Source organism: Rathayibacter sp. YIM 133350, from assembly GCF_037404875.1.
Taxonomy (GTDB): domain Bacteria; phylum Actinomycetota; class Actinomycetes; order Actinomycetales; family Microbacteriaceae; genus Orlajensenia.
On sequence record NZ_JBBELO010000003.1, the window covers coordinates 66,002 to 88,462 of the forward strand.

Sequence of the window (22,461 nt, forward strand, 5' to 3'; positions counted from 1 at the left end):
TCTCAGTGTGAGTGAACCGATCAAGATCGACATCTGGTCCGACGTGGCCTGCCCCTGGTGCTACATCGGAAAGCGCCACCTCGAGAGCGGCATCGCAGCCCTCGGCGAGGACGCACCCGACATCGAGATCGAGTACCACTCCTTCGAGCTCTCGCCCGACACGCCGGTGGACTTCGAGGGCAGCAATGCCGACTTCCTCGCCCAGCACAAGGGCATCCCCCTCACGCAGGTGCACCAGATGCACGAGCGCGTCGCGGGCATCGCCGCGGAGGCCGGGCTGGACTACCACTTCGACGACGTCAAGCAGACCAAGACGCTCAAGGCGCACGAGCTGCTGCACTTCGCGAAGGAGAACGGCAGGCAGCTCGAGCTGAAGGAGCGCCTGCTGAAGGCGTTCTTCGTCGAGGGCGGCCACGTCGGCCATATCGAGGACCTCGTGCGCTACGCCGAGGAGGTCGGGCTCGACGGCGCTGCCGCGCGCGAGGCTCTGGAATCCGGCCGGTACGCCGCGGCCGTGCAACAGGACATCGCACAGGCCGGCGCCTACGGCATCCAGGGCGTTCCCTTCTTCGTCTTCGACGGCACCTACGGCGTCTCGGGCGCCCAGCCGGCCGAAGTCTTCAGCCAGGTCATCACGCAGGTGGCCACGGAGCGCGCGGGAGCGCTCGCGTGAGCGCCGAGGCCGTCGAGACGACGGCCACGGCGACCGTCGCCCAGCCGACGCTGCGTCCGCTGCTGACGCTCACCGGAAACGCCGACGCACCGACCTGCGACGGCGAGACCTGCAGCCTGTAGGACTTTTCGGCAGACCCCGCAACCGGATGGCAGTGCGTTCCAGCGCATGATTGGCTGGAGCCATGAACGATGTGATCGGCATCGACAACGTGCTCTTCCCGGTGGGAGACCTCGACGAGGCGCGCCGGCTGTACGGCGGCACGCTCGCCTTCGACGAGGACTTCGCCTTCCCCGAGATCGGCATGGTCGGCTACAAGGTCGGAGCAGAGACGCCCGGCCTCATCATCCGGGCGGCGGATGCGCCGCGCTCGTCGGTCGCGGCGGGGCCGCGCCTGCTGCTGGAGGTGCCCGACGCCCGCGCCACCTACGAATGGCTCGGCGCGCGCACCGGCCTGCCCGGCCGGGTGTACAGCCTGCGCACCGGTTACGCCTTCGAATTCGTGGACCCGTGGGGCAACGCCATCGGCTTCGCGGACTACGCCCTCGCCCCGCACAAGGCACGCCCGAACTGAGCGGTCATGCCCTGCTCGGACTTACTCCGGCTCGGAGATGTCGGCCACCTGCGCCGCGAACGCCTCGACCATCGCATCCGCGTCGACGAACAGGCTGTAGCCGTGCGCTCCCGCGCCCATCGAGATGCGTCGACCGGCGATGCTCGCGTCGGCGATGACCGGCCACGGATGCGATGAGCCGAACGGGGTGATGGTGCCGCGTTCGTAGCCGGTGGCCTCCAGCGCCTGGCCGGCGTCGGGAAGCTGCAGCCGATTCACGCCGAGCAGCCCACGCAGCTTGGGCCAGGAGATCTTGCGGCCGCCTGGAACGAGGGCGAAGACGAAGCTCTGGTCGGCCTTCTTCACCACGAGCGACTTCACGATGTCCCCGGGCTGCAGCCCCATCAGTTCCGCGGCCTCATGCAGGCTGCGTGCGGCCGCCCGCTCCACGATCTCCACGTCGAGGCCGCGTGCGGCGGCATCGGCCCGGACGCGCTCCACACCCTCGAGGGACCCGGATTGCGGCTCTGCGCTCATCGTTCACCGCCGTCTGAGAGAATCGAGGGACATGTCTACCGCAACCCTAAGCCCCGCACCCCTGAGAATCGGGCCCCTGGCGCTCGACGTCCCCGTCGTGCTCGCGCCCATGGCCGGTATCACCAACACCGCGTTCCGCCGGCTGTGCCGCGAGTTCGGCGCCGGCCTGTACGTGAGCGAGATGATCACCTCCAGGGCCCTCGTCGAGCGCACACCGGAGTCGATGCGGCTCATCACCCACCACGAGTCCGAGACGCCTCGGTCCATCCAGCTCTACGGCGTCGACCCGAAGACGGTCTCCGAGGCCGTCACGATGCTCGTCGCCGAAGACCGCGCCGACCACATCGACTTGAACTTCGGATGCCCGGTTCCCAAGGTCACCCGCAAGGGCGGGGGAGCGGCGCTGCCGTGGAAGCTCGGCCTGTTCCGCCAGATCGTCGAGGGCGCCGTCGCCGCAGCCGGCGACGTGCCGCTGACCGTGAAGATGCGCAAGGGCATCGACTCCGACCACCTCACCTACCTCGAGGCGGGCAAGGCAGCCGAGGGGGCGGGCGTCGCCTCCATCGCCCTGCACGCCCGCACAGCCGCCGAGTTCTACTCCGGACACGCGGACTGGTCGGCGATCGCCCGGCTGAAGGAGAGCATCACGGGCACGCCCGTGCTCGGCAACGGCGACATCTGGTCGGCGGCCGACGCGCTGCGCATGGTCGAGGAGACCGGATGCGACGGCGTGGTCGTCGGCCGAGGATGCCTCGGGCGCCCCTGGCTGTTCGGCGACCTCGCGGCCGCGTTCCGTGGCCAGGAGCACATCGCCCAGCCCTCGCTCGGCGAGGTGGCCGCGACGTTCCGACGCCACGCCGAGCTGCTCGTCGAGTTCTTCGAGAGCGAGGAGCGCGGCTGCCGCGACATCCGCAAGCACGTCGCCTGGTACTTCAAGGGCTACCCGGTGGGCGGCGAGCTGCGCGCGCAGCTGGCCACGGTCGGTTCGCTCGCCGAGCTCGACGACCTGCTCGGCACGCTCGATGCCTCCCAGCCCTACCCCGGCGAAGGCGCCGAGGGGCCGCGCGGACGCGCCGGCACCCCCAAGAAGCCGGCGCTGCCCGACGGGTGGCTCGCATCCCGCGACCTCGAGAGCACCGAGCGCACCACGCTGAACGACGCGGAACTGGACACGAGTGGCGGCTGAGCCGCCTCGCGGCGGTTACGGCGACAGGGACGCCGAGCGCTGGCTGCCCGAGATCCACAGCGCCCCGCGCAGCGATTTCGCGCGCGACCGCGCCCGTCTGCTGCACTCCAGCGCGCTGCGCCGGTTGGCCGCGAAGACGCAGGTGCTGAGCCCCACGGCCGGTCTGGACTTCGCCCGCAATCGGCTCACGCACTCCCTCGAGGTCGCCCAGGTCGGACGCGAGCTGGCCACCAGCCTGGGCCTGGCCCCCGACGTCGTCGACACCGCCTGCCTGGCCCACGACCTCGGCCACCCGCCCTTCGGCCACAACGGCGAACGCGCGCTCAACACCTGGGCGGCCGACATCGGCGGCTTCGAGGGCAACGCCCAGACGCTGCGGCTGCTCACCCGCCTGGAACCGAAGGTCTTCGGACCCGATGGCCGCAGCTACGGCCTCAACCTCACGCGGGCGAGCCTCGACGCGAGCTGCAAGTACCCGTGGCCGACGGATTCGAGCGTCGCCGACCCGAGCGGCCGTCAGAAGTTCGGCTTCTACGCCGACGACGCCGAGGCCTTCCGCTGGCTGCGGGCCGAAGCTCCGCCGCGACGTCCCTGCATCGAGGCCCAGGTCATGGACCTCTCCGACGACATCGCCTACTCGGTCCACGACTTCGAGGATGCAGTCGTCGGCGGATTCATCGACGTGCCGGCCCTCGCCGACCCCGGCACGCATCCGGGGCTCATCACCGCCATGATCGACTGGACCGGGGGAGAGTACGGCGCCGACGAACTCGTCGACGCCTTCGGCCGCCTTCGGGCGCTCGAGCTCTGGTTGAACGACTGGGACGGCGGTCGCGCCCACCAGGGCCGGCTGAAGAACCTCACGAGCGAACTGATCGGCCGGTTCGCCCGGGCGGCGACGGATGCGACGCGCGCCGCCTCCACGGAACGCTCGCTCGCTCGCTTCGGCGCCGATGTCGTCGTCCCGCGCGCCATCCGAGCCGAGATCGCGGTGCTGAAGGGACTGGTGGCCGCCTTCGTGATGGCGACCAACACGCGCCAGCCCATCTACAAGCAGCAGCGCCAGATCCTCCGCAGCCTCGCCGACGCGCTCTACGCCGCCGGAGACCAGCACTTGGACGTCGGGTTCGCCGATGACTGGCGCCGCGCCCCCGACGACGCAACGCGCAAGCGCATCGTCGTCGACCAGGTCGCGAGCCTGACCGATCAGTCCGCCCTCGCCTGGTACGAGCGCCTCGTGCAGAACTGAGTGCTCCGAAAGCCGCGAATCCCACACCCTGAACGTGGGGCCGAGTGCGTCGCCGGGCGCACCTAGGATTGCAGGGTGCCCGGCCGCATCGCTCAATCCGACATCGACGAGGTCAAGTCGCGCACCAACATCGCCGACATCGTGGGCGACTACGTCACGCTGAAGTCGGCGGGCGTGGGCTCCATGAAGGGGCTCTGCCCCTTCCACGACGAGCGCAGCCCCAGCTTCCACGTGCGTCCGCAGGTCGGCTTCTACCACTGCTTCGGATGCGGAGAGTCGGGCGACGTCATCTCGTTCCTGCGCAAGATGGACCACGTCACCTTCACGGAGGCCGTCGAGCGGCTCGCCGGCCGGCTGGGGTACGCGCTGCACTACGAGGATGGCGGGGCCAACCCCGACCAGGGCAATCGCGCACGCCTGCTCGCGGCGAACGACGCCGCAGCCGAGTTCTTCGTGGAGCAGCTGCGCGGCCCCGCCGCGGACCCCGGGCGGCGCTTCCTGGGGGAGCGTGGCTTCGACGCGGCCGCGGCAGCCCGGTTCGGCGTCGGCTTCGCGCCGAAGAGCTGGGACGAGCTCACGAAGCACCTGCGCGGCCGCGGCTTCCGCGATGACGAGCTGGCGGCGGCCGGGCTCGTCTCCACCGGCGATCGCGGGGTGTACGACCGCTTCCGCGGCCGGCTCATCTGGCCGATCCGCGACGTGACCGGACAGACGGTGGGCTTCGGTGCGCGCCGACTGCTCGAGGATGATCCCGGCCCGAAGTACCTGAACACGCCCGAGACGCCGGTCTTCCACAAGGCGCAGGTGCTCTACGGCCTCGACATGGCCAAGCGCGACATCTCCCGTGCCCACCAGGTCGTCGTCGTCGAGGGCTACACCGACGTCATGGCGTGCCACCTCGCGGGCGTCACCACGGCCGTCGCCACGAGCGGCACGTCGTTCGGCATCGACCACATCAAGGTGCTGCGCCGCATCCTCGGCGACGACACCGCAGCCGGCGAGGTGGTGTTCACCTTCGACCCGGATGCCGCTGGACAGAAGGCGGCCATGCGCGCCTTCACCGAGGAGCAGCGCTTCGCGGCCCAGACCTACGTCGCCGTCGCCCCCGGGGGATTGGACCCCTGCGACCTGCGCATCGAGCGCGGGGACGAGGCCGTTCGCCAGCTCGTCGCGACGAAGCGCCCGATGTTCGAATTCGTCATGCGCCAGCGGGTCTCCGCCTTCGACCTCGACACTGTGGAGGGCCGCGTGGCCGCCCTCCGCGCCGCCGCACCCGTGGTCGCCGACATCCGCGACCGTGCGTTGCGCCCCGGCTACACCCGAGAACTGGCCCGCATGCTCGGAACCGACCTGCGCGAGGTCGAACGTGCCGTGACTGCGGCATCCGGCCGTGCCGTCCCCGCGCGCTCCGAGGCGTCCGCGGGGGCCGACGGTGCTGTGCGGGAGCGGGCCTTCTCGATCACCGACCTGCCGGCCGACCCGGTCACACGGCTCGAGCGCGACGCCCTCATGGCGGTGCTGCAGCATCCGGGAACCATCGGAGCGGCACTCGTGCGCCGCAGCATGCAGACCGACTTCCACAACGCCTCGCTCTCACTCGTGCGCGACGCCGTGCTCAGCACCGTCGACCGCATCGAGGCTGCCGACTGGACGATGATCGTCGCCGATGAGGTGCCAGAGCCGATGCGGGGTTTCGTTCAGCAACTCGCGGTGGCCCCCATCCCCGAGCGCAACGAACGCGAGCTCGCCGTGTACGTGCGTGCAATCGCCCGTTCGCTCATCGATCGCGACCTGCTGCACCGCAAGAGCGAGCTGCTGGGCCGGCTGCAGCGCACCGACGCGTCGGACAGCGCGACGTTCGGTGCCATCCAGCGCGCGCTCGTCGACGTGGAGGCCGAACGGAGGGCGTTGCGCGAGGAGTGATGGCGGCGCAGCACATCCGCTGAACCGCCGCGGCGGCACGCAGGATGTTGCAGCTGTGTAACCATCCCGCGCACGGGGGCCCGTTTCGCGTTCCTGCGTCAACCGGGCGTGCTATCTGTAAATACATAGCGGTGTCGATCTGCCCGCATACGGCACGATCGACATCCCCCATCCACAGGAAGAGGTAGACGGATATGGCATCCGCATCCACGAACGGCAAGCGCCTGCTCGTCCTCGCCGCAGGCGCGGCCGCGGTCTCGCTCGCGCTGGCAGGCTGCTCCGGCAACTCCGGCGGCGGCGACTCCGGCAATGGCGGCAGTGGCACGCTGACGGTCGGCACCACCGACAAGATCACCACGCTCGACCCGGCTGGCTCGTACGACAACGGCTCCTTCGCCGTGATGAACCAGGTGTTCCCGTTCCTGCTGAACACCCCGTACGGCAGCCCCGACGTCAAGCCCGACATCGCCGAGAAGGCGGAGTTCACCTCGCCGACGGAGTACACCGTCACCCTGAAGAAGGGCCTGAAGTTCGCCAACGGTCACGCGCTGACCTCGTCCGACGTGAAGTTCACGTTCGACCGCCAGTTGAAGATCGCGGATGAGAACGGCCCGTCCTCGCTGCTCTACAACCTCGACTCGACGGAGGCGAAGGACGACACGACCGTCGTCTTCCACCTGAAGAGCGAGAACGACCAGGTCTTCCCGCAGATCCTCTCCAGCCCCGCCGGTCCCATCGTGGACGAGGACGTGTTCTCGCCCGACAAGCTCACGAGCGATGACGACATCGTCAAGGGCGAGGCGTTCGCCGGTCAGTACACGATCAAGAGCTACGACTTCAACAACCTCATCCAGTACAAGGCGAACCCCGACTACAAGGGCATCCTCGGCAAGCCCAAGACCGGCACCATCAACGTCAAGTACTACACCGACTCCTCGAACCTCAAGCTCGACGCGCAGGAAGGCACCGTGGACGTCGCGTTCCGCAGCCTCTCGGCGACCGACATCGAGAGCCTGCGCAAGAGCGACAAGGTCAAGGTCGTCGACGGACCCGGTGGCGAGCTGCGCTACATCGTCTTCAACTTCGACACCATGCCGTTCGGCGCCAAGACCGCCGAGGCCGACCCGGCCAAGTCCCTCGCGGTGCGCCAGGCGATGGCCGACCTCGTCGACCGCAAGGAGATCGCGGACCAGGTCTACAAGGGCACCTACACGCCCGTGTACTCCTACGTTCCCGAGGGCCTGACCGGCGCGACCGAGTCGCTCAAGAACCTCTACGGCGACGGCGACGGCGGTCCCGACGCCGACAAGGCGAAGGCGACGCTCGCCGCCGCCGGCGTCAGCACTCCGGTCGCCATCAACCTGCAGTACAACACCGACCACTACGGCCCCGGCTCCTCGGACGAGTACGCCATGGTCAAGGACCAGCTCGAAGCGAGCGGCCTCTTCACGGTCAACCTGCAGTCCACCGAGTATGTGCAGTACGTCAAGGACCGCACCGCCGACGTCTACCCCGTCTACCAGCTCGGCTGGTACCCGGACTACTCCGACGCCGACAACTACCTCACCCCGTTCTTCCTCACGGAGAACTTCCTGCACAACCACTACAACGACCAGGAGGTCAACGACCTGATCCTGAAGCAGGCGACCACCGTGGATGCCGGTGAGCGCACGAAGCTCATCGAGGAGATCCAGGACAAGGTGGCAGCCCAGCTCTCCACGCTGCCGCTGCTGCAGGGCGCTCAGGTCGCCGTCGTGGGCAAGGACGTGAAGGGCGCCGAGGACACCCTGGACGCATCCTTCAAGTTCCGCTACGCGGCGCTGTCCAAGTAGCGCATCGCTAGAGTTCTCTCTAGCGTGAAACATCGGGGCGGCCGGCGTGAGCCGGCCGCCCCTCTTCTGCACCGACGTGAGGTATCAATGACCACTGTGGCAACGGAGCCGGAGGCCACGCGGCTTCCCGCCGTGCGCAAACGCTCGTCCGGGGGAGGGCTGGGCCGCTACATCCTCGTGCGGTTCCTGCTGATCATCCCCACCGTCTTCATTCTCGTGACGCTGGTGTTCCTGCTCATGCGCACGACGGGCGATCCCATCACCGCCTCGCTCGGCGGCCGGCTGACACCCGAGCAACTGGCGGAGCGGGTGCACTCGGCCGGCTACGACCGACCCATCCTCGTGCAGTACCTCGAGTACCTTGGGCAGACGTTCACCGGGAACTTCGGCACCACGATCTCGACGAACCGGCCCGTCGTCGAGGTGCTCGCCACGTACGGGCCCGCGACCTTCGAGCTCGCCTTCTACTCGCTGATCGTCGCCTTCGTCGTCGGAATCCCGCTCGGAATGGTGGCCGCCTACTTTCGTGACAAGGCTCCGGATGCCGTCTTCCGCATCCTCGCGATCCTGTTCTACGCCACCCCGGTCTTCTTCGCCGGCCTGCTGCTGAAGCTGGTCTTCTCCGTCTGGCTGGGCTGGCTTCCCGTCGCCGGCCGGGCGACCACGGGGTCCGAGCTCGAGATGGCGTTCCTCTCGAACAAGACCGGCTTCTACACGATCGACGCCATCCAGACCGGCAACCCGGCCGTGCTCGGCGACGTGCTCGCACACGCGGTGCTGCCGGCGATCGCCCTCGGCCTGCTCACCGGAGGCGTGTTCCTCCGTCTCGTGCGAACGAACGTGATCGGCACCCTGTCGACCGACTACGTCGATGCCGCCCGCTCTCGGGGGGTCAGCGAGTTCCGCCTGGTGCGCAAGCACGCCTACCGTCCGGCGCTCATCCCGATCATCACGGTCATCGGCCTCCAGGTTGCACTGCTTCTCGGTGGGGCAGTGCTCACCGAGACGACCTTCGAGTGGAAGGGGCTCGGCTTCCAGCTCGTGCAGTTCATCAAGGCGCGCGACTTCGTCGCCGTCCAGGGCATCGTGGTGCTGCTCGCCGTCATCGTCGCCCTGACGAACTTCATCGTGGACATCATCGCCGCCCTCGTCGATCCTCGAGTGAGGTACTGAGATGACCCAGCTCGCACCTCCCGCCCCTCCGGCCGCACGCGGCGGCATCCTGCACCGCCTGCCCGTCGTCCACCAGCTGCGCCAGAGCGTCGGCCTGCAGCGCGGCATGCTCGTCACCGGCCTGGTGCTCACCGCGGTCTTCGTGCTGACCGCCGTCTTCGCGCCGCTGCTCGCCCCGTACGGGTTCGACCAGCTGCGCGGGCCCGACGGAGCGTTCGGCTCGCAGAACCCGCCGTCAGCGGCTCACTGGTTCGGTACGACCGTCGGCGGCTACGACGTGCTCTCGCGCACCATCTGGGGTGCCCAGACGGCGATCCTCGTCATCATCGTCGCGGTCATCCTCTCCATCTTCATCGGCGTCTTCCTCGGCCTCATCTCCGGGTACTTCGGCGGATGGGCCGACCGGCTGCTCGTGGTGGTCTGCGATGCCATCTACGCGTTCCCGTCTCTGCTGCTGGCGATCGTGATGTCCATCGTCATCTCGGGCGGCCAGTCGAACCTCTTCGGCGGCATCCTCGCGGCGGCGATCTCGATCACCGTGGTGTTCATCCCGCAGTACTTCCGCGTCATCCGTGCCGAGACGGTGCGCATCAAGGCCGAGGCCTTCGTCGAATCGGCCAAGGTGCTCGGGGCGAGCAACTCCCGCATCATGTTCCGTCACGTGCTGCGCAACGCGACCCGCACCCTTCCGCTCATCCTCACGCTGAACTCCTCCGAGGCGATCCTCACGCTCGCCGGCCTCGGCTTCATCGGCTTCGGCATCGAGCCCACGTCGGCCGCCGAGTGGGGCTACGACCTCAACAAGGCGATCTCCGACGTCACCAGCGGTATCTGGTGGACGGCGGTCTTCCCCGGAGTGGCGATCGTGCTGGCCGTGCTCGGCATCACGCTCGTCGGCGAGAGCCTCAACGACCTCGCCGACCCGCGCCTGCGCGGGCGACGCTCGGTCGCGAAGGCATCGGGCAGCGTGGCGGAGACCTCCGTCGTGCCGGGCGGCACGCTGGACGCCGGTCCGGGAGGACTCAGCGGCCTCGAGGACGGGGAGAGTTTCGACGAGCACGGAATCAGGGTGAAGTCATGAGCGACGTCGTCAGCATCGAACGCCTCGGCGTCTCGTTCGCAACGGATGCCGGACCCGTCAAGGCCGTCGATGACGTGAGCCTGTCGGTCGCGCCCGGCGAGGTGCTCGCCATCGTGGGCGAGAGCGGCAGCGGCAAGACCGTCACGGCCAAGACCATCCTGGGCCTGCTTCCCGAGACGGCGACGACCAGCGGAGCGGTCATCCTGACCAGTCGCGACGGCAGCGCGCAGAACGACGTCATCGCGCTCTCCAAGCGCCAGCTGCGCGAGGTGCGCGGCACCGACGTCGCCATGGTGTTCCAGGAGCCCTCCACAGCGCTGAACCCCGTCTACACCGTCGGCTGGCAGATCGCGGAGGGCCTGCGTGCGCACGCGTCGATCTCGAAGCTCGAGGCCAAGAAGCGCGCCGTCGAGATCCTCGGCCGGGTCGGCATCCCCGAGCCCGAGAAGCGCGTGGACTACTACCCCCATCAGTTCTCGGGCGGACAGAAGCAGCGCGTGATCATCGCGATGGCGCTCGTGCTCAATGCCGGCCTCATCGTCGCCGACGAGCCCACCACGGCGCTCGACGTGACGGTGCAGGCCGAGATCCTCGACCTGCTGCGGCGCTGCCGCGACGAGTTCGGCGCGGCGATCGTGCTCATCACCCACAACATGGGCGTCGTTGCCGACCTCGCCGATCGCGTGGCCGTGATGTACCAGGGCAACGTGGTGGAGCAGGCCGATGTGCAGCAGCTGTTCGCGCATCCGCAGGCGGACTACACCAAGCGCCTGCTCGCGGCGGTGCCGCACGTCGGCCAGGGAACGAGCTCGGCAGCCGTTCGCGCCGAGGCGCGCAGCATGGACTGGAAGACCGCGACGCCCGTCGTCGTCGCCAAGGACCTGCGCATCCAGTACCCCGGTCGCTTCGGCCGCCCCGGATTCACGGCGGTCGACGGCATCAGCTTCGAGATCCGTGCGGGCGAGGTGCTCGGCCTCGTCGGGGAATCCGGTTCGGGCAAGACCACGACCGGCCGCGCGATCGCCGGCCTGACGAGGGTGACCGACGGCTCGCTGCAGGTTCTCGGCACGGAGATGAACGGAGTGCGCGAACGCGACTTCCGTTCCTCCCGCTCGCAGATCGGATTCGTCTTTCAAGACCCGGCGGGCAGCTTCAACCCGCTGCTGAGCATCGCCGACGCCGTTGCTGAACCGCTCGTGATCCACGGCCGAGCCGAATCCGCGCGGGACGCCCGGCGTCGCGTCGACGAGCTGCTCGAGGCCGTGCAGCTTCCCCGGGCCTACGGCGACCGCTACCCGCACGAGCTCTCGGGCGGCCAGCGTCAGCGGGCGAGCCTGGCCAGGGCGCTCGCGCTCGCGCCCACGCTGCTCATCGCCGATGAGCCGACGAGCGCCCTCGACGTATCCGTTCAGGCGCGCGTGCTCGAGCTGTTCGCCGAGCTCCAGCGCGAGTTCGGCTTCGCGGCCCTCTTCATCAGCCACGACCTGGCCGTCGTCGACCTGCTCGCCGACCGCATCGCGGTGCTCTACAAGGGCAGGCTCGTCGAAGAGGGGACCGGCGCCGAGGTGCTCGGCGCTCCGCAGGACCCCTACACCCAGCGGTTGCTGACCTCGTTGCCGGTTCCCGATCCGATCGAGCAGGCGAAGCGACGGGATGCACTGCACGCGCTCCAGGCGGCAGAGTAGACACCATGGTGGGTAACGCCCTGCACGGCTATCCGATCGTCGCGAGCGACCTCACGGTCGAATACCCGGCGCACGGACCGAGTCCGGCCTACGTGGCGGTGCGCGGCCTGAATCTCACGGTGCACCCCGGCGAGGTGCTGGGGCTGCTCGGTCGCAGCGGTTCGGGCAAGAGCACGGTGGCACGGGTGCTGGCCGGACGCTTCATGCAGGCCGCGCGCGGCGAGGTGCATCCGGTGATCACCGGGGGCGACGCCCAGGTCTTCGGCGAATCGCTGCGCCGTCTCAGCAGGCGGCGCGCCGATCGGCTCATGTTCGAGGTGGGGTATGTCGCCCAGGATGCCGCGGCGAACCTGCGCGGCGACCTGACCGTCGCAGAGGTGGTGGGCGAGCCGATCCTGCTCCGCGACAGGCACTACAACCGAAAGGCGCTCGAGGCGCGCGTCGTCACTCTCGTCGACGCGGTGCGGCTGCCGCTCGGCGTGCTCTCGAAGTACCCGTACGAACTCAGTTCGGGGCAGCGACAGCGGTTGGCGATCGCCCGGGCCCTCGTGCTCGACCCGGCATTGCTCATCGCCGACGAGCCGACGGCGGCGCTGGATGCCACCGTGCGCCACGCCATCATCGACCTCGTCGGCGAGCTGCAGCAGCACAGCGCCTTCGCGGCGCTCGTGATCAGCCACGACTTGGCGATCCTGCGACGGGTCGCCGATCGCATCGCCGTGCTCGACGGCGGAATGCTCGTCGGCCTCGGGCCGATCGACGAGGTGCTCGCGAACCCCTTGCATCCCTACGTCGAACGCCTCGCCGCCGAGCTTCCGCTCGGAGAGGTCGGCCCGGCACGCGCGCCGCAGGCGCCGGCGCCGGGATTGTGACGGGCGCCCACCGCGCCGTGCTGCCGGCCGGCGCCGACGGCGTACCCGCACGGCGTCCCGCGCCCGGGCCGATCGCGGTGCTCCCGGAGGGGGAGCCGCGCTTCTCGGCAGCGGTCGAGCAGGGCGGCGGTACCGTCGGCCCGCTCGGATCGGACACCCGGGGCGTCGTCTGGCTCGCGAACGATCGTCCGCACGACCTCGACGCCGTCCTGGCTGCGCGTCCGGGCGTGGGCTGGGTGCAGCTCCCGTGGGCCGGCGTCGACGCCTTCTCGAACCTCATCGGACGGCACCGCGGCGTGCTGTGGACGAGCGCGAAGGGCGCCTTCGCCCAGCCCGTCGCCGAGCACGCGCTCGGTCTCGCCCTCGCGCTTCTGCGCTACCTGCCCCAGCGGGCACGGGCACGGGAATGGGATGACCGCCCGCTCGGCGTCTCGCTGTACGGCCGTCGCGTTCTGATCGTCGGCGCCGGCGGCATCTGCCTCGAACTCATCCGCCTGCTGGCACCTTTCGGCGTGCACGTGGATGTGGTGCGGCAGCGGCCGGACCCCGTGCCGGGAGCAGAGCGCACGCTCTCGCCCGAGCGGCTGGGCGAGGTGCTTGCCGAGGCCGACCTCGTCATCCTCGCCGCTGCGCTCACGCCGGAGACGACATCGCTCTTCGGTGCGGCGGAGTTCGAGCGTATGCGCGCTTCGGCATACCTCGTGAACGTGGGACGTGGGCGTTTGGTCGATACGGATGCCCTGGTGCTCGCGCTCAGCTCCGGAGCCATCGCGGGTGCCGCGCTCGACGTGACCGATCCGGAGCCGCTTCCGGCGGGGCATCCGCTGTGGAGCGTTCCAACCGCGCTCATCACCCCGCACATGGCCGACACGCCCGCGATGACGGCGCCGCTGCTCGAGGAGCGCATCCGCGTCAACGTCGCGGGGTTCGTCGGTGATGGGCGATTCCTTGGAATCGTCGACCCGGATCTCGGGTACTGACGTGCGGCGAGTCAGTCGAGCGGCGCTCGATTTTGCGGCGGTGAATCCTTTGCTAAAGTAGCTATGCGCACACGCGCTGATCCTCGATAGCTCAATTGGCAGAGCAATCGGCTGTTAACCGATAGGTTCTTGGTTCGAGTCCAAGTCGGGGAGCGAAGGACCGGATGGGCTCCACCCCTCCGGTCCTTTCTCATTTCCCAGTCACCGTGCTCAGCCCAGGTCGAGGGCGTCCAGGTTCCCGAGCAGCGCTGCCGGGTCGTCGAACACGCGCACTGCGCCGGCGTCGACGAGCTCCGCCTCCGAGACGCCTCCGGAACGCACCCCGAAGGGCCGGACACCGGCCGCGACCGCGGCCTTCATGTCCCAGACCGAGTCGCCGATGAAGACGGCGTTCTGGGCTGTTGCGCCCGCCTTGTCGAGGGCCACCGCCACGATGTCGGGCTCGGGCTTGGCTGCGTCGACGTCGTCGGCGGAGGTCGTCGCGTGGATGGCGGCGTCGGCGTCGAGCGCCTTCAGCAGGATCTCCAATTCATCGTCGGGGGCGGAGGTTGCGAGCACCACGTGCACACCGCGGTCGGCGAGCGCCTGGAGCAGGCCCGCGGCATCCGTGAAGGGGTACAGCCGGCTGGTCAGCTGCTTGTAGTAGGTCGAGTGCAGGTCTTTGGCCTGCTCGAGCCACTCGTCGTCGCGGTCGCCGACGAGCGAGCTCAGCAGACGTGCGGAGTCCTGTCCGATTCCGCGGTGGATGCGCCAGGCATCCACCCGCACGCCCATGTCTTCGAAGGCGTGGTGCCATGCCTCGACGTGCAGGTAGTTGGAGTCGGCCAGAGTGCCATCGATGTCGAAAAGGGCGGCGGAGACAGGGGTGTCGGTCATGAAACGCAGTTCTAACAGCATCACCCGGCTTGTGCCAGCCCCTTGCCGGCGGCGCAGACCGGCCGCAGAGTGCTGGCATGGAATTCTCACCGCGCACCGCGATCGTCACCGGCTCGGACTCGGGAATCGGCCGTGCGACGGCCGTCGCACTCGCCCAGGGCGGCATGGACGTCGGCATCACCTGGCACTCCGACGAGGACGGCGCACGCGAGACCGCACGGCTCGTCGAAGCCGAGGGGCGCCGTGCCGTGGTCACGCGGCTGGATGCGACCGACGTACCGGCGTGCGGAGACGTGGTCGACCGGCTCGCCGAGGACCTCTGAGGTCTCGACGTCTTCATCAACAACGCCGGCCTCGGCGGCGGCACGCCGTTCCTCGAGACCTCGTGGGACGAGTGGCGCCAGGACGCTCGCCGGAGACCTCGACGGCCCGTTCGTGCTCCTGCAGCGCGCCGCTCGTCGCATGGTGGATGCCGGCACCGGCGGGCGCATCGTCGGCGTCACGAGCGTTCACGAGCACCAGCCGCGCGTGGGCTCGGTCGCCTACGACGCCGCCAAGCACGGACTCGTCGGCCTTTTGAAGACCCTGGCGCTGGAGCTCGGCGAACACGGCATCACGGTCAACGCCGTCGCGCCGGGCGAGATCGCGACGCCCATGACCGACCAGGAGGATGAGGACCCGCGCGGCACTCACCGCCCCGGCATCCCGCTCGGTCGTCCGGGCGACGCCCGCGAGATCGCGGCGGTCACCGCCTTCCTGGCCTCTCCCGACGCAGCCTACGTGACCGGCGCATCCTGGGTCGTCGACGGCGGAATGCTGCAGATGGGGCCGCAGGCGGGCTCTCACCTCACGAGCGACGACTGGCGTCGCGCCTGAGCGCGGAGCCGCCGCTCAGCCTGCGTGCATTGGGCGCCCAGCAGCAGGCGTTAACATTCTGTTCATGTCCTCTGCATCGTCTCGTTCCCTGCCGGTCAGGGAGCACGGAGAGGGCCACAGCAGGTCGTGGGCTCTCCCGGCTCGGGGTACCGGACGGCGACGGGTGGTGATCCTCGTGCTGATCCAGCTGCTCCAGCTTCTGTTCGTGCTGTGGGCGCTGTTCACCCTTCCGCTCGAGCCGCAACTCGTGGTGCTCCTGCTCCTGCTCGTGGCCGGGCTCGGGATCGGCGTCTATCTCGCCTTCAGCGTGCGCCGTGATCGTGCCGCCTGGCTGCGTGCCGTGGCGAATCGCCGCCGGGAACGCGAGGTCGAGCAGGAACGACGTCGCATCGTCGTGGCTCTCGCGGACACCGTGACCCGATCCTTGAGCATCATCAATGAATCCGCTGCATCGGGGGCGGCCTCGCTCGATAGCGATCCCTCCGCGGTGCACGATGCCCTCGCCGTGATCCAGTCCCGATCCGCGGCGACACTGGATGAGGTCCGCTCCGGTTTCGGGTTCATCAACAGCGACTCGGAGGCGGGTCGGCCGTAGCCGTTTCGCCCGGCTCGCCTTTCCCGCCTAGGCTCAGTGGTCGGGGGAGTACGCGCAGAAGGAGCATCGCATGAACCCCTGGCTGGGTCTGGCCGCCGTTCTGGCAGTCACCACCGTCGTCTTCTTCGCGTTGTGGCTCCTCGCGCTCGGCGCTCGACGGCGCAGCGAACGGGACTGGACGAGCGCGGAGCGGGTGCGCATCGGGCTCGAGCTCTCGCTCGCCGAGCAGACGGGTCGACTCGGCATCGTGCGCGACCTGCAGGATGTCGCCGTGCACTCGATCTCGCGGCTCGTCTCGCAGGCCGAGGGTGCGCGGTACACCGCCGAGGGCGATCCTGACGCCGCCGTGCGTGCGGTGACGGGAGTGGCCGAGGCGGGCCGTGAGGCCCTGGCCGACATGCGACGGGTGCTCACCGTCGCCCGGGAGGGCGAGGCGCTCTCCGCGCCCCAGCCGGGGCTGCAGTCGGCGGCGAACCTCTTCCGGGTGATGCGCGACGCCGGGCTCGAGATCGACTTCGAGGAGTCGGGCGAGCGTTACGAGTTGAAGCCCGGCGCGGAGTTGGCGATCTATCGCATCCTGCAGAGCGCCCTCTCGAACGCGCTCACGCACGGCGGCCCGGGAACCACGGCCCGAGTCAGCTTCACCTGGACGGGTGACGGGCTGCAACTCGCGATCGACGACGACGGCGTTCGGGCGAGCGCCCGGCGACGCCGGGACGGCGCCGTCGCCCCCACGACCATCGAGCAGGACGCCCGCGCGCTGACCGACGAGGTGACCGGTGCATCCATCTCGCAGATGCGCCAGCGCACGGAGCTCTTCGGTGGCGTCTTCAGCGCGAAGCCCGTTCCGGGCGTTGGCTTCTCGGTCGCCGCCGCGTTCCCGTCGCTGCGCTTCCACAACGGCGTGCACGGGGTCGCCCTCTCTCGATGAGCACGACGGATGCCGCCGGACAGGACCGGCGAGGCCCCGCCGAGCGCGCCGCACTGCGCTCGGGCATCGCCGTCGGCCTGGCCACGGCGGCGTACGGCGTCTCCTTCGGCGCACTCGCCGTCGCATCCGGTCTCGATCTCTGGCAGACGAGCTTTCTCAGCCTCGTGATGTTCACCGGCGGATCGCAGTTCGCCCTCATCGGCGTCGTCGCGACCGGCGGCGTCGCAGCGGGCGCATCGGGCATCGCCACGGCCGCGCTTTTCGGGCTGCGCAACGCCATCTACGGCATGCGCATGGCGCCTCTCGTGGGCGAGGGCCCCTGGTGGCAGCGCATCGCGGCAGCGTGGGGCACCATCGACGAGTCCACGGCCGTAGCACTCGCACAGCCCACCCCTCGTGCCCGGCGCTGGGGCTTCTGGTCGACCGCCGTCGCGGTCTTCATCGGGTGGAACCTCACCACCGTCGCGGGAGCCCTCATCGGCGACGCACTCGGAGACCCGCGGGCGTGGGGGTTGGATGCCGCCGCTGCCGCCGCCTTCCTCGGCCTTCTCTGGCCTCGGCTGAAGAGCCTTCAGACGGGAGCCGTCGCCGTGGGTGCGGCCGTCGTCGCCACCGCCTTCACGCCCGTGCTCATGCCCGGGCTGCCGGTTCTCGTGGCCGCGGTGGTCGGGCTCGTCGTCGGCGCCTTCAACCTGCTCGGCCGGAAGGCGGCATCGGCATGACGATGTGGCAGATCGTGATCCTGGCGTCTATGGCCTGCGTGGCGATCAAGCTGGGGGGCTACCTCGTGCCGCCGAGAGTGCTGCACCCTCCGACGCCATCGCGCATCGCCGACATGCTCACGGTGGCGTTGCTCGCCGGGCTCACGGCCGTGCAGAGCTTCGCGAGCGGCCACGACATCGTGCTCGATGCACGGGTGCCGGCGCTCATCGTGGCGGCAGCACTGTACGCCCTGCGGGTGCCGTTCGTCGTGGTGGTGCTCGTGGCGGCGGCCCTCGCCGCGGGCATCCGGCTTCTCGTCTGAGGCGCGCCGCTCACGCGTCGAGGTCGTCGACCCCCGGAAGCCAGGACGAGCCCGGAGTTCCCCAGCCCCGCTTGCGAGTGATCTTGGCAACGACCTTCTGGTCGTCGGCGTCGAGCCGGTCGGTGTACAGCGTTCCGTTCAGGTGGTCGAACTCGTGCTGGAAGATGCGGGCCAGCCATCCGGAGGCCTCCACTTCGAAGGGCCTGCCCTCCAGATCGATGGCACGCAGGAGCGCCCGGTCCGCACGGCGCAGCGCGAACCGTTCGCCCGGGAACGACAGGCAGCCCTCCGATTCCTCCTCGGGATCGGGAACGCCCGGCTCCGGCGGTGAGATCCAGAGTTCGGGGTTGATGGCGACGCCGCGTTGCTTGTCGGCGCCCTCACCCCACGTGTAGGTGAAGACGCGCAGCGGCACGCCCACCTGCGGCGCGGCGAGGCCGACGCCGGGCGCCGCATCCATCGTCTCGAAGAGGTCCGCCACCAGTCGGCGCAGATCGTCGTCGAAGCGCGTGACGGGCTGCGCGGGGGAGTGCAGAACAGGGTCACCGGTGATTCGGATGGATCGGACGGCCATTCGGCAAGGATATCGGCGGCCGTCGCGTTAGGGTCGAGAGGTGGTCGGTGGCGAGGGGTTCGAAGGCGTGACGGAGGTCTTCACCCAGAATCCGAAGCAGGTTCTGGGTATCTTCATCGCGCTCATCGGCGCGGTGTTCATGTCGGTAGGTGCGCAACTGCAGCATCGCGGGGTCGGCAAGGTGGAGCGCACGACGGCCCACAGCGACGGCGGCCTGAGTGTTCGCCAACTCGCCCTGCTGCTCGGCCGGCCCTCGTGGGTGCTCGGCACCGTCATGCTCGGGCTCGCCATCGCGCTGCAGCTGATCAGCCTGTCGCTGGCGCCGCTCATCGTCGTGCAGCCTCTCGGGGCGGTCGCCCTCGTGATCACGTCGATCATCAACGCACGGGTCTCGCACGTTCGGCTGAATCGCGCCTCGGTCATCGCCATCGTCATGTGCGTGGGCGGCGTGGCCCTGTTCGTCACGATCGCCGCCTTCACCGCCGTCGACAAGCCGGTCTCGGATGAGGACCTCATCACGATCCTCATCATCCTCGCCGTCGTGCTCGCCGTCTTCGGGGCGGCATTCGCCTGGCTGCGGCGCAGGTTCAAGGCGCTGTTCTACATCATCGGTGCCGGCGTGCTCTACGGCTTCGTCGCGACGCTCGCGAAGGTGGTCATCAGCCGGGTGCAGCACGGCAGCTTCGAGTGGCTGACCTTCGTCTGCCTGCTCGGCCTGCTGCTCGCAGCGGCGCTCGGCGCCTACTTCGTGCAGAACGCCTACTCGTCTGGCCCGCCCGACCTGGTCATCGCCGGGCTGACCGTCATCGACCCGCTCGTCGCCGTCACCATCGGCATCGTCGTGCTCGACGAGGCCTCGCAGGCTCCGCTGTGGGCGGTCATCGCGTTCGTCATCGCGGGTGCCGTCGCCATCTGGGGCGTCTTCCTGCTCTCGAAGCACCATCCGCAGACCGGACTGGCCGACCCCGATCTCGTGCCGAGCCTCCGACGGCCCGGCGACACATCGGTTTAGAATAGGCTGCCAGCACGCGCCGCCTGTGGCGCGGGTCACGCTCCAGCCGGATGTGATTCCCGGCCGAGAAACGTAGGGAACTCCCACTTGACTGACAATCCCGGTTCGCATGCCCCCGCGCACACGGGCGACGAGAAGGCGGCGACGAAGCCGTTGCGCGTCCTGATCGGTGCAGATACCTTCGCCCCCGACGTGAACGGCGCCGCCCGGTTCGCGGAGCGCCTCGCCGCCGGCCTCGTGGCTCGGGGCCACGAGGTGCACGTCATGGCCCCCGCGGCATCCCGAGTGCGCGGAACCTGGGTCGAGGAGCACGACGGCCAGAAGATCGTCGCGCACCGGCTCTACAGCTGGCGCTGGTACCCGCACGACTGGCTGCGTTTCGCGCTTCCCTGGCGCATCAAGCAGAACAGCGCCCGCATCCTCGATGAGGTGAAGCCCGACGTGGTGCACTTCCAGTCGCACATCGTCGTCGGTCGCGGTCTCTCGGTCGAGGCCGAGAAACGCGGCATCCGCATCATCGGCACCAACCACTTCATGCCCGAGAACATGCTCGAGTTCACGCTCATCCCGAAGGCGTGGCAGGAATGGGCGATCGGGCTGGCGTGGAAGGCCGCCCGGCGCTCCTTCAGCCGAGCCGAGGCCGTGACCACGCCGACCCGTCGTGCCGCCGAGTTCCTCGAGCGCTCCACGGGCCTGCGCGGCGTGCACGCGATCTCCTGCGGAATCGACGCGGACCAGTACGTGCCCAGCTGGGAGCCCCGTACCGGCAATCGGATCCTGTTCGTCGGTCGCGTCACCGGTGAGAAGCAGATCGACGTGCTGATCAAGGCCATCGCAGCCCTGCCCGAGACCCTCGACGCCACGCTCGAAATCGTCGGTGGCGGAGACCAGCTGAAGAACCTCCAGCACCTCTCGGAGGAGCTCGGTCTCGGCGAACGGGTCACCTTCCGGGGCTACGTCACCGAGGAGGAACTGCGCGAGGCCTACACGCGCGCATCCGTCTTCGCCATGCCGTCGATCGCGGAGCTGCAGTCGATCGCGACCATGGAGGCCATGGCCTCTGCGCTGCCCATCGTGGCGGCGGATGCGATGGCCCTGCCGCACCTGGTGCACGACGGGGTCAACGGCTTCCTCTTCGAACCGGGCAACGTCGGCGACCTCGCCGCCAAGCTCGAGCAGGTGCTCACCGCCGCGCCCGAGGTGTACGAGGCCCTGAAGCGCGAGTCCATCCGCCTCATCGCGGCGCACGACATCCAGCGCACCATCTCCACGTTCGAGAGCCTGTATCGTGGTGAGCCGGTGGTGGACCCCGTCACGGATGCCACCACAGCAGCGACGCCAGAATAGGCCTCGCTCACGGGGCGGTAGCTCAGCCGGTTAGAGCAGCGGACTCATAATCCGTCGGTCATGGGTTCAAGTCCCATCCGCCCTACGTCGCGTCACGTCTTCACCGCACGGGTTCGCCTGACGGCACGACGACGGCGTCGGGCAGACGTACTCAGGACCGCTGATCGTCGTAGGCCGCGGTTGCATCGAGCAGCTCGGGGCTGTGAGCGCCGAACCAGGCGATCAGGGCGGTCAACGGCCCCGCAAGGCTGGTTCCCAAGTCGGTCAAGCTGTACGTGACCTTCGGCGGCACACTGGCCTCGACGACCCGGTCGACGAGGCCGACACGCACCAAGGCCTTCAAATTCTGCGACAACATCTTCTGGCTGATCCCGCCGATCCGCGCGCTCAGCGCGGAGAAGCGATGCGGCTCGATCAGCAACGCCGCGACGATCAATTGTGCCCATCGGCTCGTCACCTGATCCATGATCGGCCGGAATTCGCACGTGCTGGCGAAAGCCTCGAGACCGAGGAGCCGATGTGCAGTGGCAAGCTGCTCTGTTTCCGTCACGCAAGCAGCTTACAAAAAAGTGCCTACTTCCCACCAGTAACTGGCTCTCCTACAGTGAGCGAAGAGCCCGCCACTGCAGAAGGAACCCGATGAACACCCTCACGAACCGAACAGCCATCGTCACTGGAGCATCGAAGGGCATCGGCGCCGGTATCGCCGCGGAACTCGGCAAGGCCGGTGCCGCCGTGGTCGTGAACTATCGCACCGACGCCGCCGGTGCAGAACGCGTTGCCCGAGCAATCACGGCGAACGGCGGGCGCGCCGTGGCCGTCCAGGGCGATGTCGGGCAGGAGGCCGAGGTCAGCCGACTCTTCCACGCGGCCCGTGCCGAGTTCGGCCCGGTCGACATCCTCGTGAACAACGCCGGCGTCGCCACTTTCGGGCCGCTGACCGCGATCACCCGCGAGGAATTCAATCGCCAGATCACCACGAACCTCTACGGCACGATCCTCGCCACGCAGGCATTGGCTGGCCAGGAAGACATCGACCGCGCCTCGATCATCAATGTCTCCACCGGCGGAACGCTGCAGTTCCCCGCCTACGGCAGCCTGTACGTCGCCACGAAAAGCGCGGTCGAGGCCTTCACCGTCATTTCGGCCAAGGAGCTCGGCCCTCGAGGCATCCGCGTCAACGGAATCGCTCCCGGGCCATCCGACACCGAAGGCACGCGATCCAGTGGCTTCGTCGGATCGGACCTGGAAGCCGCTTCGCTGGCAGCCACACCACTGGGCCGCACCGGGACGCCCGATGACTACGGTCCCGTGGTCGCGTTCTTGGCCTCTGACGATGCCCGCTGGATCACCGGCGACATCATCCTCGTCTCCGGCGGCCAGCGCTGACGGTCTGGTGCGCCCACATCGAGAACCGCGACCTCGGCCGCGCCTAGGTGTGATGTCCAGGCAGGTTGTTGAGTCTGCTGATGGGTGGGGCTC

General features: G+C 69.0%; 23 protein-coding genes, 2 tRNA genes and 1 pseudogene. 22 read left to right on the top strand and 4 right to left on the bottom strand.

Annotated elements, in window-relative coordinates:
* The first annotated feature begins 7 nt into the window (after positions 1–7).
* The 3 genes from WDJ51_RS00380 to WDJ51_RS00390 all read left to right on the top strand — a co-directional run bounded on the left by WDJ51_RS00380 (position 8) and on the right by WDJ51_RS00390 (position 1,247).
* Positions 8–673: a DsbA family oxidoreductase gene (locus WDJ51_RS00380; RefSeq protein WP_337850435.1), complete on the top strand. Its 666-nt coding sequence runs from the start codon at positions 8–10 to the stop codon at positions 671–673.
* On the top strand, positions 670–795 hold the full coding sequence (locus WDJ51_RS00385; RefSeq protein ID WP_337850436.1) for a hypothetical protein: 126 nt from the start codon (positions 670–672) through the stop codon (positions 793–795). Before WDJ51_RS00380 ends, WDJ51_RS00385 begins: the two co-directional genes overlap by 4 nt.
* Positions 796–857: 62 nt before the next feature.
* Positions 858–1,247, top strand: a complete 390-nt coding sequence (locus tag WDJ51_RS00390) for a VOC family protein (RefSeq protein ID WP_337850437.1) — start codon at positions 858–860, stop codon at positions 1,245–1,247.
* 21 nt (positions 1,248–1,268) lie between these two features.
* Here WDJ51_RS00390 and WDJ51_RS00395 read toward each other — a convergent pair whose 3' ends face one another.
* Positions 1,269–1,763 (bottom strand): aminoacyl-tRNA deacylase, encoded by a 495-nt coding sequence (locus WDJ51_RS00395; RefSeq protein ID WP_337850438.1) that lies wholly within the window; start codon positions 1,761–1,763, stop codon positions 1,269–1,271.
* A gap of 31 nt (positions 1,764–1,794) precedes the next feature.
* Between WDJ51_RS00395 and dusB the strand changes: the two genes are divergently transcribed.
* The 10 genes from dusB to WDJ51_RS00445 all read left to right on the top strand — a co-directional run bounded on the left by dusB (position 1,795) and on the right by WDJ51_RS00445 (position 13,897).
* On the top strand, positions 1,795–2,949 hold the full coding sequence (gene dusB, locus WDJ51_RS00400; RefSeq protein ID WP_337850439.1) for a tRNA dihydrouridine synthase DusB: 1,155 nt from the start codon (positions 1,795–1,797) through the stop codon (positions 2,947–2,949).
* On the top strand, positions 2,939–4,198 hold the full coding sequence (locus tag WDJ51_RS00405; RefSeq protein ID WP_337850440.1) for a deoxyguanosinetriphosphate triphosphohydrolase: 1,260 nt from the start codon (positions 2,939–2,941) through the stop codon (positions 4,196–4,198). Before dusB ends, WDJ51_RS00405 begins: the two co-directional genes overlap by 11 nt.
* 75 nt (positions 4,199–4,273) lie before the next feature.
* Entirely contained in the window at positions 4,274–6,121 is a 1,848-nt protein-coding gene (dnaG, locus tag WDJ51_RS00410) for a DNA primase (RefSeq protein ID WP_337850441.1), read from the top strand.
* A 194-nt stretch (positions 6,122–6,315) separates the two neighbouring features.
* Positions 6,316–7,953: an ABC transporter substrate-binding protein gene (locus WDJ51_RS00415; protein WP_337850442.1), complete on the top strand. Its 1,638-nt coding sequence runs from the start codon at positions 6,316–6,318 to the stop codon at positions 7,951–7,953.
* 87 nt (positions 7,954–8,040) lie between these two features.
* Positions 8,041–9,126 (top strand): ABC transporter permease, encoded by a 1,086-nt coding sequence (locus tag WDJ51_RS00420; protein ID WP_337850443.1) that lies wholly within the window; start codon positions 8,041–8,043, stop codon positions 9,124–9,126.
* Position 9,127: 1 nt separating this feature from the next.
* The gene (locus WDJ51_RS00425; protein WP_337850444.1) at positions 9,128–10,207 is read left to right on the top strand and encodes an ABC transporter permease; all 1,080 of its coding nucleotides are present in this window, start codon (positions 9,128–9,130) and stop codon (positions 10,205–10,207) included.
* The gene (locus tag WDJ51_RS00430) at positions 10,204–11,892 is read left to right on the top strand and encodes an ABC transporter ATP-binding protein (protein ID WP_337850445.1); all 1,689 of its coding nucleotides are present in this window, start codon (positions 10,204–10,206) and stop codon (positions 11,890–11,892) included. The genes WDJ51_RS00425 and WDJ51_RS00430 overlap by 4 nt, the downstream gene beginning before the upstream one ends.
* Positions 11,893–11,897: 5 nt before the next feature.
* Positions 11,898–12,764, top strand: a complete 867-nt coding sequence (locus tag WDJ51_RS00435; protein ID WP_337850446.1) for an ABC transporter ATP-binding protein — start codon at positions 11,898–11,900, stop codon at positions 12,762–12,764.
* Positions 12,761–13,744, top strand: coding sequence for a D-isomer specific 2-hydroxyacid dehydrogenase family protein (locus tag WDJ51_RS00440; protein WP_337850447.1), 984 nt, complete (start codon positions 12,761–12,763; stop codon positions 13,742–13,744). Before WDJ51_RS00435 ends, WDJ51_RS00440 begins: the two co-directional genes overlap by 4 nt.
* Before the next feature lie 80 nt (positions 13,745–13,824).
* Positions 13,825–13,897, top strand: a tRNA-Asn gene (locus WDJ51_RS00445).
* Positions 13,898–13,954: 57 nt separating this feature from the next.
* Here the strand turns inward: WDJ51_RS00445 and WDJ51_RS00450 are convergent.
* Complete coding sequence (locus WDJ51_RS00450; protein WP_337850448.1) at positions 13,955–14,620, bottom strand: HAD family hydrolase; 666 nt, start codon at positions 14,618–14,620, stop codon at positions 13,955–13,957.
* Between the two features lie 77 nt (positions 14,621–14,697).
* On the opposite strand from WDJ51_RS00450, the pseudogene WDJ51_RS00455 reads away from it, so the two are divergent.
* From WDJ51_RS00455 to WDJ51_RS00475, 5 genes and pseudogenes are all read left to right on the top strand, one after another.
* A pseudogene (locus WDJ51_RS00455) lies at positions 14,698–15,496 on the top strand (SDR family oxidoreductase).
* A gap of 64 nt (positions 15,497–15,560) precedes the next feature.
* Positions 15,561–16,091: a hypothetical protein gene (locus WDJ51_RS00460; RefSeq protein WP_337850449.1), complete on the top strand. Its 531-nt coding sequence runs from the start codon at positions 15,561–15,563 to the stop codon at positions 16,089–16,091.
* A gap of 70 nt (positions 16,092–16,161) precedes the next feature.
* Positions 16,162–17,022 (top strand): sensor histidine kinase, encoded by an 861-nt coding sequence (locus WDJ51_RS00465; RefSeq protein WP_337850450.1) that lies wholly within the window; start codon positions 16,162–16,164, stop codon positions 17,020–17,022.
* Complete coding sequence (locus WDJ51_RS00470) at positions 17,019–17,744, top strand: AzlC family ABC transporter permease (protein WP_337850451.1); 726 nt, start codon at positions 17,019–17,021, stop codon at positions 17,742–17,744. Before WDJ51_RS00465 ends, WDJ51_RS00470 begins: the two co-directional genes overlap by 4 nt.
* Positions 17,741–18,046, top strand: coding sequence for an AzlD domain-containing protein (locus WDJ51_RS00475; RefSeq protein ID WP_337850452.1), 306 nt, complete (start codon positions 17,741–17,743; stop codon positions 18,044–18,046). The genes WDJ51_RS00470 and WDJ51_RS00475 overlap by 4 nt, the downstream gene beginning before the upstream one ends.
* A 10-nt stretch (positions 18,047–18,056) precedes the next feature.
* Here WDJ51_RS00475 and def read toward each other — a convergent pair whose 3' ends face one another.
* Entirely contained in the window at positions 18,057–18,620 is a 564-nt protein-coding gene (gene def, locus WDJ51_RS00480) for a peptide deformylase (protein WP_337850453.1), read from the bottom strand.
* A 40-nt stretch (positions 18,621–18,660) separates the two neighbouring features.
* Between def and WDJ51_RS00485 the strand changes: the two genes are divergently transcribed.
* From WDJ51_RS00485 to WDJ51_RS00495, 3 genes are all read left to right on the top strand, one after another.
* The gene (locus WDJ51_RS00485; RefSeq protein WP_337850454.1) at positions 18,661–19,632 is read left to right on the top strand and encodes a DMT family transporter; all 972 of its coding nucleotides are present in this window, start codon (positions 18,661–18,663) and stop codon (positions 19,630–19,632) included.
* An 87-nt stretch (positions 19,633–19,719) separates the two neighbouring features.
* The gene (locus WDJ51_RS00490; RefSeq protein ID WP_337850455.1) at positions 19,720–20,979 is read left to right on the top strand and encodes a glycosyltransferase; all 1,260 of its coding nucleotides are present in this window, start codon (positions 19,720–19,722) and stop codon (positions 20,977–20,979) included.
* 11 nt (positions 20,980–20,990) lie between these two features.
* Positions 20,991–21,064, top strand: a tRNA-Ile gene (locus WDJ51_RS00495).
* Between the two features lie 66 nt (positions 21,065–21,130).
* Here the strand turns inward: WDJ51_RS00495 and WDJ51_RS00500 are convergent.
* Positions 21,131–21,529 carry a winged helix-turn-helix transcriptional regulator gene (locus tag WDJ51_RS00500; RefSeq protein ID WP_337850456.1) on the bottom strand — a complete coding sequence of 133 codons (399 nt, stop codon included), beginning with the start codon at positions 21,527–21,529 and terminating at the stop codon, positions 21,131–21,133.
* On the opposite strand from WDJ51_RS00500, the gene WDJ51_RS00505 reads away from it, so the two are divergent.
* Entirely contained in the window at positions 21,499–22,368 is an 870-nt protein-coding gene (locus tag WDJ51_RS00505; protein ID WP_337850457.1) for an SDR family NAD(P)-dependent oxidoreductase, read from the top strand. The genes WDJ51_RS00500 and WDJ51_RS00505 overlap by 31 nt on opposite strands.
* Positions 22,369–22,461 lie beyond the last annotated feature (93 nt).

What these genes read in the sequence shown, in the direction of transcription:
- WDJ51_RS00390 (WP_337850437.1), top strand. Translation starts at nt 858, where the DNA reads ATGAACGATGTGATCGGCATCGACAACGTGCTCTTCCCGGTGGGAGAC.
- WDJ51_RS00395 (WP_337850438.1), bottom strand. Translation starts at nt 1,763, where the DNA reads ATGAGCGCAGAGCCGCAATCCGGGTCCCTCGAGGGTGTGGAGCGCGTC.
- dusB (WP_337850439.1), top strand. Translation starts at nt 1,795, where the DNA reads ATGTCTACCGCAACCCTAAGCCCCGCACCCCTGAGAATCGGGCCCCTG.
- WDJ51_RS00415 (WP_337850442.1), top strand. Translation starts at nt 6,316, where the DNA reads ATGGCATCCGCATCCACGAACGGCAAGCGCCTGCTCGTCCTCGCCGCA.
- WDJ51_RS00420 (WP_337850443.1), top strand. Translation starts at nt 8,041, where the DNA reads ATGACCACTGTGGCAACGGAGCCGGAGGCCACGCGGCTTCCCGCCGTG.
- WDJ51_RS00425 (WP_337850444.1), top strand. Translation starts at nt 9,128, where the DNA reads ATGACCCAGCTCGCACCTCCCGCCCCTCCGGCCGCACGCGGCGGCATC.
- WDJ51_RS00430 (WP_337850445.1), top strand. Translation starts at nt 10,204, where the DNA reads ATGAGCGACGTCGTCAGCATCGAACGCCTCGGCGTCTCGTTCGCAACG.
- WDJ51_RS00435 (WP_337850446.1), top strand. Translation starts at nt 11,898, where the DNA reads ATGGTGGGTAACGCCCTGCACGGCTATCCGATCGTCGCGAGCGACCTC.
- WDJ51_RS00450 (WP_337850448.1), bottom strand. Translation starts at nt 14,620, where the DNA reads ATGACCGACACCCCTGTCTCCGCCGCCCTTTTCGACATCGATGGCACT.
- WDJ51_RS00460 (WP_337850449.1), top strand. Translation starts at nt 15,561, where the DNA reads ATGTCCTCTGCATCGTCTCGTTCCCTGCCGGTCAGGGAGCACGGAGAG.
- WDJ51_RS00465 (WP_337850450.1), top strand. Translation starts at nt 16,162, where the DNA reads ATGAACCCCTGGCTGGGTCTGGCCGCCGTTCTGGCAGTCACCACCGTC.
- WDJ51_RS00470 (WP_337850451.1), top strand. Translation starts at nt 17,019, where the DNA reads ATGAGCACGACGGATGCCGCCGGACAGGACCGGCGAGGCCCCGCCGAG.
- WDJ51_RS00475 (WP_337850452.1), top strand. Translation starts at nt 17,741, where the DNA reads ATGACGATGTGGCAGATCGTGATCCTGGCGTCTATGGCCTGCGTGGCG.
- def (WP_337850453.1), bottom strand. Translation starts at nt 18,620, where the DNA reads ATGGCCGTCCGATCCATCCGAATCACCGGTGACCCTGTTCTGCACTCC.